The 14,230-nt window shown below is 41.7% G+C and carries 11 protein-coding genes; 7 read left to right on the forward strand and 4 right to left on the reverse strand.

Annotated features, from left to right (window positions below):
* On the forward strand, positions 1-199 hold a 199-nt coding region (locus IH598_03835; protein ID MBE0637630.1), incomplete at its 5' end, for a T9SS type A sorting domain-containing protein.
* 64 nt (positions 200-263) lie between these two features.
* Here IH598_03835 and IH598_03840 read toward each other — a convergent pair.
* On the reverse strand, positions 264-1,091 hold the full coding sequence (locus tag IH598_03840) for a class I SAM-dependent methyltransferase (GenBank protein ID MBE0637631.1): 828 nt from the start codon (positions 1,089-1,091) through the stop codon (positions 264-266).
* Between the two features lie 203 nt (positions 1,092-1,294).
* On the opposite strand from IH598_03840, the gene IH598_03845 reads away from it, so the two are divergent.
* On the forward strand, positions 1,295-1,795 hold the full coding sequence (locus tag IH598_03845; GenBank protein MBE0637632.1) for a bacterioferritin: 501 nt from the start codon (positions 1,295-1,297) through the stop codon (positions 1,793-1,795).
* A gap of 177 nt (positions 1,796-1,972) precedes the next feature.
* Here IH598_03845 and IH598_03850 read toward each other — a convergent pair whose 3' ends face one another.
* The 3 genes from IH598_03850 to IH598_03860 all read right to left on the reverse strand — a co-directional run bounded on the left by IH598_03850 (position 1,973) and on the right by IH598_03860 (position 6,108).
* Positions 1,973-2,755, reverse strand: coding sequence for a C40 family peptidase (locus IH598_03850; protein ID MBE0637633.1), 783 nt, complete (start codon positions 2,753-2,755; stop codon positions 1,973-1,975).
* A 181-nt stretch (positions 2,756-2,936) separates the two neighbouring features.
* Positions 2,937-5,306: a glycyl radical protein gene (locus tag IH598_03855; protein ID MBE0637634.1), complete on the reverse strand. Its 2,370-nt coding sequence runs from the start codon at positions 5,304-5,306 to the stop codon at positions 2,937-2,939.
* 4 nt (positions 5,307-5,310) lie between these two features.
* Complete coding sequence (locus tag IH598_03860; protein ID MBE0637635.1) at positions 5,311-6,108, reverse strand: glycyl-radical enzyme activating protein; 798 nt, start codon at positions 6,106-6,108, stop codon at positions 5,311-5,313.
* A 510-nt stretch (positions 6,109-6,618) separates the two neighbouring features.
* On the opposite strand from IH598_03860, the gene IH598_03865 reads away from it, so the two are divergent.
* The 5 genes from IH598_03865 to IH598_03885 all read left to right on the forward strand — a co-directional run bounded on the left by IH598_03865 (position 6,619) and on the right by IH598_03885 (position 14,179).
* Positions 6,619-8,094, forward strand: coding sequence for an oligosaccharide flippase family protein (locus tag IH598_03865; protein ID MBE0637636.1), 1,476 nt, complete (start codon positions 6,619-6,621; stop codon positions 8,092-8,094).
* Between the two features lie 72 nt (positions 8,095-8,166).
* The gene (locus IH598_03870; GenBank protein ID MBE0637637.1) at positions 8,167-10,449 is read left to right on the forward strand and encodes a hypothetical protein; all 2,283 of its coding nucleotides are present in this window, start codon (positions 8,167-8,169) and stop codon (positions 10,447-10,449) included.
* 125 nt (positions 10,450-10,574) lie between these two features.
* Entirely contained in the window at positions 10,575-11,537 is a 963-nt protein-coding gene (locus IH598_03875; GenBank protein MBE0637638.1) for a hypothetical protein, read from the forward strand.
* Between the two features lie 7 nt (positions 11,538-11,544).
* The gene (locus IH598_03880) at positions 11,545-12,972 is read left to right on the forward strand and encodes an O-antigen ligase family protein (protein ID MBE0637639.1); all 1,428 of its coding nucleotides are present in this window, start codon (positions 11,545-11,547) and stop codon (positions 12,970-12,972) included.
* Positions 12,973-13,054: 82 nt separating this feature from the next.
* Positions 13,055-14,179 carry a serine hydrolase gene (locus tag IH598_03885; protein ID MBE0637640.1) on the forward strand — a complete coding sequence of 375 codons (1,125 nt, stop codon included), beginning with the start codon at positions 13,055-13,057 and terminating at the stop codon, positions 14,177-14,179.
* Positions 14,180-14,230: the final 51 nt, after the last annotated feature.

Here is a 14,230-nt window from a genome sequence, read left to right on the forward strand (position 1 = left end):
CGGAACCATCTGGATCACCGGAATTTCCGGTTTTGCAGAGATTGAGGTGATTGGCTCATTGGGAACAACAATGAAAACCATCACAAACGATGGCCAAAACTCATTAAGCATTGATCTTTACGACTTTCAACCAGGTGTTTACCAAATTAAATTTATGGGTGAAAGCGGAAGTGTAGTTAAACGGGTAGTGAAGAAATAGATTGTAGAAGCGATAGCATCATGACACCAGATGCTATCGCTTTTCATTTTTCCTGTAACCCAAACTAATCATTGCTGGTGGAGGCGCCAATTGAACGTTTACTGATGTTTATCGAAAAGTAATACTTAGGCTTGGTGGGGTTTTTCAAAGGATGTGACGGGTACTTGTTGTTGGTGTAAACGGCCGAAAGGGTATTCGCAGCGTGTAAAAGGTTTTCATGGAATTCTTTCGGCATCCCGTCAAGAATGCCTGCTAATACTTCATGGCGGACTGTTTCGGGATTACGGGCATAATCGTGCCACACCACCACAGAATTTTTGTGTATCAGATGAGTAAAAACTTTTTCAGTGTCGTTTTTCACTGATTCATAATGATGATCACCGTCAATAAAAATCAGGTCAAATTTTCTGTTCAACCCTGCAAAATCATAATTCTTTGAGTTGCCTTTCAAGTGGGCGATGTTCTTCTTTCCTTTTGAAAAAAAGCCTGTTAGTCCAATGTAATCCTCAGACTGACCTATCCGACGCATTTCTTCATCCATCAAATTCAGGGTAAAACAATCTTTGGCTACTCCAGCTACGTTCACTACGCTTTCACCGCGCCATGTACCGATTTCAAAATAGGAACAGTCGGTAAACCCTTCGGCTAATTTTATTAAAAGCGCAATATCAGTAGGTAGCGAACCGCCATCGAGGAAAGCAAAAACGGGCACCGTTGCCGAAAAACCGGGAAACATTACGTCAAGGTCAACAACCGGTAAACCGTTTCCAATTCCGTAATGCTGCATCACATATGTTTTCCATACTTCATCATTGTTTAGCACAAGATTAAGCAGGTAAGGTTTGCGGGCGATCAACCCAAGAGCTTTTGTTAGCTTTGAAATTTTTCCCATCCGGTTTGTCGTTTTGCGGCAAAAGTACAGAAATCAACTATTTGATTTCCCAAAAAATCACATTTCCGAACGGTGACAAGGTTTTTTCTTGTAATTTTGTTGCTTTCCAACCTTTGGAGATGTAACCTTCATCTGGTTAATGGATGGATGTCGATAAGAAGCATAACTGTAAATCATACATTTTATATCAAAAAATAGAAATCATGAAAGAAAAAAGTATCGAATTGCTCAACAAAGCAGTAGCCGACGAACTGACAGCAGTGCACCAGTACATGTACTTCCATTTTCACTGTGACGACCAGGGATACGACCTGCTGGCCAACCTTTTTAAACGCACAGCCATCGAAGAGATGCTCCATGTGGAGCGCCTGGCAGAGCGCATCCTCTTTCTCAAAGGTGATGTGAAAATGGAGGTAAGCGAACCAACCAGATACATACACGATGTAAACGAAATGCTCACCCTTGCCTGTAAAATGGAAGAGAGCAGTGCCAATGATTATAACAAGTGGGCTAACGAGTGTGCACAAAACGCAGACTCTGTTTCCAAGAAATTGTTTGAGTCGCTGGTGGAAGATGAGGAACGTCATTTTAATCAATATGACGATGAAATGGAGAACCTTAAGAAATTTGGTGACAAATACCTTGCCCTGCAGTCTATCGAGCGTAGCCGGAACACAGCGATGGGAACAGCCGCTGCCGATTAACGCCAACTGCGCTGTTTTGGAAATTTGCCCCGTGAGCATTTAGACTTTCGGGGCATTTTTAATGGTGCTGCTGAATACCGTTTGCAAAAACCATGTAATCTAAATTCACTTTGATTAAAGCCTAATTTCGCAAAGCAACAACATTATTCCCGATGGGGGCAAATTGGATTTTATTTTTCAAATTACCCGCTTTACCAACCTCAGCTTGTGTGTGTATTTTTTCAGGGATTGATTGTAAATACCGTGATGATCGATGTTATCAACTCTTACATACCCTGATGAATGGATAATTTTATTGTCGTGAAGCAGCATACCAACATGAGTGATTTTCCCTTCTTCATCATCAAAAAATGCAAGATCGCCAGTGGCAGCTTCCGATAACAGGTTTAATGTCTCACCGGTTTGCGACTGGTAAGCGGCATCACGCTGCAGTATCATACCGTGAATGTTGAAAACAACCTGCATTAGTCCTGAACAGTCAATACCAAACAATGACCGCCCTGCCCACAGGTAGGGTGCGTGAAGAAATAGTTTTGCAGTTTCGGCCAGGTCATTGCGGTTTACAGGAAAATGAGGTTCATGTATTGGTTCACTAAATCGAAATTCCATTCCTCCAACATTGAGCCTCCCATTCTTAAATCCTCTGAGACTGCTTCCTGTCATGACAAAGAACTTATTCCCCGAGTTCAATTCTTCCATTGTTGAAATGGCATTCAAAGGAAATTGTGGTGGCTTGCTAAATAAGTTTTCAAACTCGGCCTTTGAAAGGGTCAGATGTTGCTTTTTACTGATGTAGCCCTCATATTTATCCAACGTTCCTCTGATCAGTTGAAAATCGCCACTTTCACCAATAATTTCAAAGGTCTCGCCAAATAGCAACTGGCTCACCATTTCTGATTTATGTGAATCGCCTGCTCTTACCGGGATTGATGAGAGGTGACAAAAACCATAATTTTCCATCTTTTATTGAATATTAAAGGTTTGAGGTTAATTTCATGTTTGACTTTTTTGGCAAAATTAGCCGATTCTTTGTATTGATCATATTTATCTCAGTAAATTTTACCCCATGCTCCATGCCCCATGCTCCATGCCCCATGCCCTCAGGTCACTCCCCACCATTCCAACACACCAATCACTAAGTTTACAACGTAGTTCCTTCGTGTTCGGTCCTCCTGATAATCTCGTTTTGCAGGTCTTCACCCAGGTCATTAAAGTAATCGCTGTAACCGGCTACCCGCACAATCAGACTGCGGTATTTTTCAGGGTGTTTTTGCGCATCTTTAAGCGTATCGGCTGATACCACATTGAATTGGATATGATGTCCATCCAGCCGGAAATAGCTTCGGATCAGGTGGGTGAGTTTTGCAATACTGTCATCATCCTTAAAAAAAGCCGGTGTGAACTTTTGATTGAGCAAGGTTCCTCCAGTCCGGATGTGGTCAATTTTTGCAGCAGATTTAAGTACCCCTGTCGGGCCATTGCGATCAGCGCCCTGAACTGGTGAAATGCCTTCAGAAAGCGGCTCCCTGGCCTTTCTGCCGTCAGGCAAAGCATTGATCTTACTCCCGAAATAGACATGGCAGGTGGTGGGCAACATGTTGATCCTGAAAGCGCCACCACGTGAATTAGGCCTGCCATTCACCGACTTATAGAAAGCTTCAAACACTTCCTTTGCAGCTTGATCAGCGTAATCGTCATCGTTTCCGTACTTCGGGGTTTCATAAATGAGTTTGTAGTGCAAATCCTCACTACCGGCGAAGTTCTTTTTCATTGCCATCAGCAAATCATCAAAAGTGATGGTCTTTTCATCGAACACATGATAGCGGATAGCGGTCAGGCTATCGGTAATGCTACCCAGCCCCACACCCTGTATGTAACTGGTATTGTACCTTGCCCCTCCGGCGTTGTAATCGCGCCCGTTGGCAACGCAATCATCGATCACGAGGGAGAGAAATGGCGCAGGGAGGTTGTTGCCGATAATCTGTTCGATGATGTTATTTCCCTTGATCTTGATATTGATAAAATGTCCCAACTGTAAGGCAAATGCTTCAAAAAGATCGTCATAAGACCTGAATTTATAAGAGTCACCGGTGTTTAGCCCGATAGGTTTACCGGTTTGTGGGTCGGCTCCATTATTGAGGGTGATTTCGAGTACTTTTGGCAGGTTAAAATAACCAGTCAGGAAGTAAGCCTCCGTTCCGAAGGCCCCGCTTTCGACACAACCGCTGGCGCCTCCGTTCCTGGCATCTTCAACACTTTTACCCTGTCTTACCAGTTGTTGAACAATGGCATCGGTATTAAACATCGAAGGTTGACCAAAGCCTGTTTTGGTGATTTTAACCGCTCTTTGCACAAAATAATCCGGGTTTTTCTTGCTGATTTGCACCATCGAACTGGGCTGCAGTAAACGCATCTCTTCGATAATATCCAAAATAATGTAGCTTAACTCGTTCACTGCATCAGAGCCATCAGCTTTCACACCGCCAAGGTTGATCAGGGCAAAGTCAGTGTAGGTGCTGCTTTCGAGCGCGGTAACTCCAACTTTGGGAGGTGCAGGGTGATTATTAAATTTAATCCAGAAGGCCTGCAGCAATTCGATGGCTTTTTCTTTGCTCAGTGTTCCTTCGGCCATTTCTTTCTTATAAAATGGAAACAAATGCTGGTCAAGCCTGCCGGGATTAAAACTGTCCCAGGGGTTCAGTTCGGTGATCACTCCGAGATGAATGAACCAATAATGCTGCAAGGCTTCATGGAATGTCTCTGGCTTATTTTCAGGCACGCGACGGCAAACAGCGGCCATTTGTCTTAATTCTGACCTGCGTTCATTGTCGATTTCACCTTTTGCCAATTTTTCCAATTCGTTTGTATGGCGGTGGGCATATTTAATCATTGCTCCGGCCGCAATGTGCATGGCTTTTAGCTCTTCGCGCTTAATTACTGCATCAGGATCGTTGAAAAAGTCGATGGTCTCCAAAGAGGCTTGAATATCTTGCTGAATAGCTGCCAACCCCTTTTTAAAAATCTTCTCTCCTCCAGCTGTATGACCTGGAGCACGCTGCTCCTGAAACTCGGTAAATATCCCTGCAGCATAGGCATCCAGCCATTGCTGATCCATATTGGCCATCACTTTATCGCGGTTGGTTTTTCCCTGCCAGAATGGGATGATGTCCTCACGAAATGTTTTTTTCGTTTCAGTATTCACTTTGTAGGAAACCTTTGGCCTGGAGTCTAACATTTCAAGGTCTTCAAGTGTGTGCAGGCAAACTTCGGGGTAGGTGGGAGTGGCTTTGGGCGCCGGACCACGTTCGCCGACAATAAGCTCACCCTCGTTAATACAAATGTTTTTATGGGTTAAAATGTAGTCAAACGCCATTGCCCTTCGAACGGGCAGCGAAACCTGCTGTGCAACATCGCTTTTGTAGAATTCGGTGATGAGCAGTGCCCGTTCAGCCGAAATCCTGTTGACGGCATTCAGGCTGTTTTCTCTTAATACTTTTATTCTATCAGTCATGGATTTATCCTCCAATTTTTGTTTTAAATCCTTCTTTTTCAAAAATTTCTCTGAACAAAAATAAATCATTGTCCTGAACTTTGTCAAAATCAGCCAGGGCAAAATCTTTACTTAACCTCGAGTATTTGGCTTTTGCCATCGAGTGGTATGGTAGCAAATTAACCCCGGTTATCGAACCATTCAGACTTTTTAAATAATTGACGATAATGGTCATTTCTTCAACTGTATTATTAAATCCCGGGACTACAGGAATGCGGATGTTCGTTTTCTTGTTGTGCTTTGATATCATTTCAAGGTTTTTCAGGATCAACCGGTTGTCAACCCCTGTGAACTGCTTGTGAGTGATTGGGTCGGTATGCTTCAGGTCCCACAGGAAAAGATCGGTCGACTGTCTAATTTTCTCAATGATTTCCGGATTGGCATATCCGCATGTGTCAACCGCTGTATGTAAGCCCTCTTGTTGGCATGATTTTAAAAGTTGTTGAAGAAACTCCGGCTGGCTTAGCGGCTCTCCCCCGCTGAAAGTCACTCCGCCACCACTTTCGTTGAAAAAAACTATGTCTTTTCGGATCTCAGTCAATACCTCGTTAATCGTCATTTCTTTTCCGATTTGAACATCCTTTAGAAGTTTTCTGCCTTCCAGAATAATTTCTTTTTTAGTATGCTCAATTTGTTTCTCCTGGCTTTCGGGATTGTGACACCAGCGACAGCGCAATGGACAGCCTTTCAGAAATACCGTAGTGCGGATTCCCGGACCGTCGTGCACGCAAAAACGCCTGATATCGAATACAATACCTTTCATCAAGATTTAAAATAAATTGGGGAAAAGAAAATCGGGGAGCAGAACTGGTTTAATTTCAAAAAAGCCAGCATTCGTAAAGGCCTTTGCCGAAATTGTGATAAAGATTGAGATGGTAATTACTGGCAATCATTTTGCAAATCGTTTGACGTGGTAAAAGTAATTGTTTTTTGAAAACCAATGGAAAAACTTCAGGGGAAAGGGTGGGGGGTGGAAATGGTTGTTTTGGTGATTGCTCAATGATACATTATAATGACGAAGTTTTCATTATTGTGTTTGGCGAGTTTGATTTTCCGATGTTTTATGAAAGTTGCAGGCTTAATTTTCCCTGGTCATCGAAAAATTTTAGCACTTCAATGAATGGAGTTCAGATGAATATCGGCTTTCTTGTTTTCTTTTACTTTTACAGCCCGAAACGCGGGATATTTTGATGGGTTTAACAACGCAACCACCAAAAGGATAAAACCGTCTTTTAGAGGTGTTTTAAGCATAGTAAAGATTTATAGTCCCTGAATGAAAAAGAAATTTTTATCCAATTTAATTCTTTTACTGTTTTTAAACCTGCTGGTGAAACCATTCTGGATTCTTGGCATTGACCGATCGGTGCAAAATATCGTCGGCGCTGAGGATTACGGGTTTTATTATGTACTGTTCAACTTTTCCTTCCTTTTCAATATTCTTCTCGATTTTGGAATTACCAACTACAACAACCGGAATATCGCTCAGCATAGCCAGTTGCTAAACAAGCATTTCTCAGGGATCGTTATCATCAAATTACTGCTTGCTGTACTTTATACGATCATCACCTTCAGCGTTGGCCTCATTATCGGGTTCAGTGCCAATCAACTCGGATTGCTCGGCTTTATGTGTTTTAACCAGTTTTTGCTTTCATTTATCCTGTATCTGCGATCTAATGTTTCAGGCCTGTTGATGTTTCGCACCGACAGTTTTCTTTCGGTACTTGACAGGGTACTGATGATCCTGATCTGTGGTGTTCTGATTTGGGGACATGTTACAACCAGTTTATTTCGTATCGAGTGGTTTGTGTATGCACAAACGACTGCCTATCTGCTCACAGCTATAGTGGCTTCAATTGTAGTGATTAAAAAAGCTGAATTCCGCAGGCTAAACTGGAACTGGCCATTTTTTGTAATGATTATCAGGAAAAGCTTTCCTTTTGCAATACTGGTGCTATTGATGACTTTTTACAACCGCATCGATTCAGTGATGATTGAGCGATTGCTTCCTGCGGATATCGGCGAATACGAAGTGGGTATTTATGCTTCGGCATACCGGCTACTCGATGCCTCCAATATGATAGCCTATTTATTCTCGGTTTTACTGCTACCGTTGTTTTCACGTATGATTAAAAATAGGGAAAATGTCGTGCAGGTTGTAAAACTGGCAGCCACACTGCTGTTTATTATTTCATCCACAGTTGCCATCGGTTCTCATTTTTATAGTTTTGAACTGATGAATCTGATGTACCACGACCACGTGGAAGAATCGGCTGAGGTTTTTCGGCTGCTGATGTTTGGATACATTGCCATCTCAACTACTTATGTCTTTGGCACGCTGCTTACAGCCAACGGAAGTTTGAAAACACTCAATATTGTTGCTGCCAGTGGAATGTTTCTCAATTTCGCCATAAACATGATTCTTGTTCCCCGGCTTTACGCTGTCGGGTCAGCCTATGCGAGCCTGATCGCTCAATATGCAACAGCCTTCATCCAGTTGCTGATCGCCTGCAGGTTGTTCGGGTTTAAACCAAATTACAGGTTCCTTTCCACATTGGCGACCTTTGCAGTTGGAATTGTTTTGATCAACGTTTTTTCGAAACAAATTTTCGGGAACTGGATATATAACTTTATGCTGATGGTCGGCGCTTCTGTTGCTTTGGCAACCTTGCTTAAACTGCTAAATATCAAGGGATTTATCGATATTTTAAGAAGTAAAGAGGAATTGGACGCAAATTTTGAAGAAGGTTGATCATGCAATTAATTTTATCAGTTCACATGATAAAAAGTTCTATTTTTGCGCTCTTAAATGACAAAAACACCTATGGTTCAACGAAAACCGGCAAATGACAGTTTTGATTCAACAAACATTCTGTTGTTTCTATACAAATGGCGCAAGCCGTTGATTTGGGTGGTGGTTTTAGCAATTGTCGGCTCTACGATAGTTTCGTTAACTATCACCGATAAATACCGGTCAACCGTGATCATGTATCCGGCAGCCACTAATGCCATCTCTCAGGCACTGCTCACAGAGAACCGTGGTTCGATGCAGAAAGGAATTCTCGATTTTGGGGTAGATGAAGAGACGGAACAGATGCTTCAAATTCTCAATTCAAACCGGATACGTGACCGTATCATTGAAGAATTCGGCCTTGAAAAACACTATGACATCAGTCCCGATGCCAAATACAGGCTAAGCAAGCTTCATCGTCGTTACGAAAGCAATATCTCCTTTAAACGAACCGAATTCATGGCAGTAAAAATTTCAGTGCTTGACACTGATCCTTACTTTGCTGCTGATATTGCCAACAGGATTGCCGATTTGCTTGACTCTACCAAAAGCCAGATTCAGCAGGAACGGGCAAAAAAGGGATTTGAAATTGTAAAAGCACAATACTTTAACCTGTTGTCCGAAATGCAGCAGATGGAAGACTCGCTGACCAAACTGAGGGAGTTGGGTATCAATGATTACGAATCGCAATCAGAAATGATCAACCAGCAAATGGCCAAAGAGATGGCTGCTAACAATATGGAAGGAATCAGGAGGCTTCAAAATAAAATGGATATTCTTGCCAGATATGGTGGACCCTATGTGGCGTTGAGGGACCAGTTGGAATACGATCGTGAGAAACTTAGTTTGCTCAAATCCAAATACGAAGAAGCCAGAACAGATGCCGAAGAGGTTTTACCTACCAAGTTTGTGGTAAACAGCGCCTTCCCATCTGAGCGAAAAGCCTATCCTATCCGATGGTTAATCGTACTGGTAACAACCATTTCGGCTTTTCTTTTCTCAATGATTATGATTCTCATCCTTGAAAATATCAGGGAATACCTTCCCTTTGCCATCAAAGCCTCTGGAAAAAGGGATTTTACAGGAAATTCTGAGGATGACCGGTTACAGGAAAACAGGGGCAATTCACCTGATCAAAAGAAAAGGAATACCAACTTTAACGCTGCTGATCAATCGAACAAGCCTGAGGCTGAAAAAAAAAACGATCGAGGATACGACGCACAAAACGTTGAAACCAGGATGAGCGATAGGCATAATGAAGATAACAAACCAAGGGCAATAAAAAAAAGGAACCATAATAAGCATTTACACTATAGAAATTCAAGACAAACAGATCAAAAGGATAATCAAATGGAGAAATATTTTGCAAATACAAATCTGCTGAAGATGCTGTTCAAATGGAAATTTCATTTGGCCATCATCCTTATTATCAGTATCGTGCTGGCTGCGATCGTTTCCTCGCCACTCTTTATCGAACCAAAATTCAAGTCCTACGCGATCATTTACCCAAGTAATGTAACACCCTATTCTGACGAAAGTGAGTCGGAACAAATGTTGCAGTTTCTTCAGTCACGCGACATACGTGATCAACTGATTTCCAAATACGATCTTGCCAGTCGTTACAAAATTGATTCATCATACCAGTATTTCCAATCTACTATTAACTATGAATTTGATCAGAATGTCAACATTTCAAAAACTCCTTATGAATCGGTAAGGATAGAGGTTTTTGATACCGACCCCCTGATTGCATCCCAGATGGTGGAAGATATCATCAACTTTTACAACCAGAAAATTCTTAAAACACATAAGGAAAAATACGGAGAAGTTGTTGCTTTTATCCAAAAGAGACTGGATGCGAAAAAAGTTGAAATTGATTCTATAGAAAAAATTCACGCCAACCTGCGAATGAATTATGGAATCATTGACTATCCCAACCAGTCGCGCGAAGTCGCCAGAGGGTTTCTTCGCACCGTTGACGGAAACAATGCAGCGCAAAACATCAATACCAGGGAAGTTTTACTACTAAAAAAGAACCTTGAGGAATTGGGTGGTGATTGGATATTCAATAATGACCGGCTTTATAATCTTGTGAATGAATATTCAAAAATCAAAGTAGATCTTGATGCTGCTTTGATGAATTACAACCGCGAAATTACTTATGCCAATGTGGTTTCAGCACCCTATCCTGCGGACAAAAAAGCATACCCTGTTCGGTGGGTGATTGTGGTTGTTACGGCTATCGGGGCATTGTTTTTATCGCTGATCGCAATTTTGATCATTGAAAATTACGAATCAATCAAACGGAATTTTTGATCCATTTATCCTTACTTTTTAAGCTCATTATGCTACAAACTGATGTCACCAGATATTTTACTCAATTTCTTTCACTACTGACACCTCCGGTTTTTTTACCAACCGTTGGTCAATAAAAAACTTAAATGGAAAATCTGTTCAATAACCAGGGGATTCTAAATATTTTGTGGAGGAGAAAAATACATCTCGCAATATTAGTGCTGATTAGTATTGTGTTGTCTGTCATTTTTTCAAGTCCTTTTTTTATTACCCCGAAATATAAATCAATTGCGATCCTTTATCCGGAGATAGAAACAATTTATTCTACTGAAAATGAATCTGAACAAATGCTTCAATGGCTTGAGTCAAGGGACATATCGGATAGTCTGATTGCCAGGTTTGATCTGACCACTCACTATAAAATGGATTCATCTGATCCTCAGATTGTTTCGAATACTTACAGGAAATTGCAAAAACATGTTTTTATAACAACCACAAAGTTTGAGTCAGTGAAAATCGAAATTTGGGATAAGGACCCCGATATCGCATGTCAAATGGTACTTGCGATGATCGATCTTTACAACCAGAAAGTGAATGAAGCCCATCGGGTGAGATACAGGGAAGTGCTTGTGCTGGAAGAAAAGCGATTGCTTGATAAAAAAAAGCAACTCGATTCCCTTATGGTTTGTATTGTTGATATGCGGATGAAATATGGTTTAATCGACTATGGAATTCAAACCGGCGAAGTCACCAGGGGCTATCTTGGAACTTTTGACGGATCAGCTACTGCACAGATCAACCGAAACGAAATAAAGAAGCTGAAGAGCGACATTGAAAGCAAAGGAGATTCACTTTTATTATTAACAAATTTGTTGACAAGCGTTACCCATGCCTATAACAATTACCTGGTTTCTTATGAGGATGCCCTTCGAAATGTGAGTAAAGAATTGACTTTCGCCAGTGTGGTAACCAATCCTGTACCAGCTGATAAAAAGTGTTACCCGGTGCGTTGGATCATTGTATTTATTACTGCAGCCAGTGCTCTCTTTATCTCTGCAATCATAATGATTGTTGTTGACAGTTACGAACAAACTACTATAAATAATTGACAGGGTTTTGACTGAAAGAATAAAACTATATTGGGTTTACGGCATTAGTGTGTTATTCATTTTTCTGAATATCATGCTAATCCTCAAAGACTTTTATTGGTTCCTGCTGGTTCCCTTGTTGCTGGTAATCGTATTGCTATACATCTTTTCGATGGATAAGGTGCTGTTGCTGATTACCTTCTTCACGCCGCTCTCTATTTATCTTGTGCATTCTGAATTTAATCTCGGCGTGTCATTGCCAGCCGAGCCACTTATGTTCGGAGTACTTATTATTTTTGTTTTAAAAATTATTGCCGGCTATGGTTTTGACCGGAAAATACTCCGGCACCCGCTTTCTCTTGCTGTAATGGCTAATCTTGCGTGGATTTTTGTCACAACATTAACCAGTGAACTTCCGGCAGTGTCGGCGAAGTTTCTGGTTGCAAGGTTATGGTTTGTTGTACCATTCTTTTTTGTCGGGGTGGTGTTATTTAAAAAATTCAGCAACACAAAGCGGTTTATTTGGCTTTACCTTTTTGGGCTTCTTATTGTGGTTATCTACACAACGATACGTCACGCCGGGTTGGGATTTACGGAGCGGGCAGGTAGTTGGGCAGTAAAACCGTTTTACAACGATCACACAGCGTATGGGGCCATTATCGCTATGTTTATTCCATTTGTAGTGGCTTTCATTTTTGACAAAAGTTACAAATTTTCGGTCAGGATGTCTTCATTGTTTGTCCTGGTGCTTTTACTGACAGGAATTCTATTGTCATACAGCCGTGCAGCATGGATCAGTGTGGCTGTTGGCTTTGCGGTTTACCTGATCATCTTGACGAAGATCAAATTCAAATACCTTCTTGGTATTTTTATTGTCCTTTTAATCAGCCTTTTTAGTTTTCAGCAGCAAATTCTCGAAACGCTGGAGCGAAACAGGCAGGACTCTTCAGCCGATTTAATCGAACATGTTCAATCTATCTACAATATCAGCTCCGATGCATCCAATCTTGAAAGAATTAACCGGTGGCAGGCGGGAATCCGCATGTTCGAGGAACGCCCGGTAGTTGGTTGGGGACCCGGTACGTACCAGTTTTTGTACGCCCCATTCCAGCGGAGCAAAGAAAAAACCATTATCAGTACCAATCTGGGCGACATGGGTAATGCTCACAGCGAGTACATCGGCCCTCTGGCAGAGCAGGGAATACTTGGAATGTTGACAATGGTAATGGTAGTGATCATCGCGATTTACACAGCCTTCAAGGTGATGCGATTAACAACTGACCGTGAAGTACGAATGATGAGTTTAACTGCCGCTATTGCACTGATAACCTACTTCGTACATGGCTTTCTTAATAATTTCCTTGACACTGATAAAGCATCAGTTCCTATTTGGGGATTTCTGGCTATGATTTTGGCCTTAGATATTTATCATAGCAAAAGTAAGCAGGATGTTTGATTACCTGGATTTTAGAATAGTAAAACCGTAGTTGCAAAGCTGATAAGATGGATGTTGAAATTCAGGGAAAAACAAAAGATTGATGTTGAAAACGATTAAAACGAAACTCTGCCTGTTCCTGTCATTGATCATGATTTTCCCATCATGTCATGTAGGAAGGTATTTTTACTGGAATTATGCCGGAATCACTGATTATAAAAAATTCCCATCTGAACCAGTATCATCAGGGGAGAAGATCTATTACTTCGAACAGCCGGCAGAGAAGATGACACCGGCACTCCCCGGTCCATTTGCCACCGATGACAAGTCGGTAGATTTGCGCTCATTTCTCGATCAGCGTGAGACAGTTGCGTTTCTTGTGATCAGAAATGATACAATTTTAATGGAGGAGTATTTTGATAAATATACTGAGGATGCCATTATCGCCTCTTTTTCATTGAGTAAATCTTTTATTTCAGCGCTTACCGGTATTCTTATAGCCGAAGGATATATCCAGTCTGTTCACGAACCTGTTACTGATTTCCTTCCTGAACTCCTCACAGCAGATTTGCGTTTTGGAGACATCACCCTCGAACATTTACTGAATATGCGCTCCGGGATCCGGTTTAATGAGGGCTACTCAAATCCCTTTTCCGACATGGCCAAATATTATTATGGTACAAACCTGAACCGGTATATCAGGAAACTGAAGATTGAGCGGCCACCTGATGAAGTATATGATTACATCAGTGTGAACAATCAACTGCTTGGAATGGCTCTCGAACGCGCCACAGGAAAGCATCTGCCGGAATTGCTTGAGGAAAAAATCTGGAAACCGCTCGGGATGGAATATGATGCTTCATGGAGTGTGGACAGTAAACGAAACCGCCAGACCAAGGCATTTTGCTGCATCAATGCACGGGCGGTTGATTTGGCAAAATTTGGAAGGCTTTACCTGAATAAAGGTAACTGGAACGATAAGCAAATTATTCCGGAGGCATGGGTCGATTCAACGATGCGCATAGTGAACGATTCAAGAGATTCACAGGGTTATCCTTATACTTATCAATGGCGGGTAAAAGAAGACGGCGCAATTTTCGCAAAAGGAGTACTTGGCCAATACATTTATGTTTTCCCAAAAAAAAATATCATCATCGTCAGGATGGGTAAAAAAGATGGTGGTATGGTCTGGCCGGAGTTTTTTGAGCGACTCTGCGAACAACTGTAAATGGGGTAGGTTGCCTCCTTTTGATTGCTCATCTCCCTTTCGTGTGCAAAG

The organism is Bacteroidales bacterium (assembly GCA_014860585.1).
Taxonomy (GTDB): Bacteria; Bacteroidota; Bacteroidia; order Bacteroidales; family 4484-276; genus RZYY01.

Coding starts and splice junctions, on each gene's coding strand:
- IH598_03855 (MBE0637634.1), bottom strand. CDS start 5,306: ATGACTGATAGAATAAAAGTATTAAGAGAAAACAGCCTGAATGCCGTC.
- IH598_03865 (MBE0637636.1), top strand. CDS start 6,619: ATGAAAAAGAAATTTTTATCCAATTTAATTCTTTTACTGTTTTTAAAC.
- IH598_03845 (MBE0637632.1), top strand. CDS start 1,295: ATGAAAGAAAAAAGTATCGAATTGCTCAACAAAGCAGTAGCCGACGAA.
- IH598_03850 (MBE0637633.1), bottom strand. CDS start 2,755: ATGGAAAATTATGGTTTTTGTCACCTCTCATCAATCCCGGTAAGAGCA.
- IH598_03860 (MBE0637635.1), bottom strand. CDS start 6,108: ATGAAAGGTATTGTATTCGATATCAGGCGTTTTTGCGTGCACGACGGT.
- IH598_03870 (MBE0637637.1), top strand. CDS start 8,167: ATGGTTCAACGAAAACCGGCAAATGACAGTTTTGATTCAACAAACATT.
- IH598_03875 (MBE0637638.1), top strand. CDS start 10,575: ATGGAAAATCTGTTCAATAACCAGGGGATTCTAAATATTTTGTGGAGG.
- IH598_03840 (MBE0637631.1), bottom strand. CDS start 1,091: ATGGGAAAAATTTCAAAGCTAACAAAAGCTCTTGGGTTGATCGCCCGC.
- IH598_03885 (MBE0637640.1), top strand. CDS start 13,055: ATGTTGAAAACGATTAAAACGAAACTCTGCCTGTTCCTGTCATTGATC.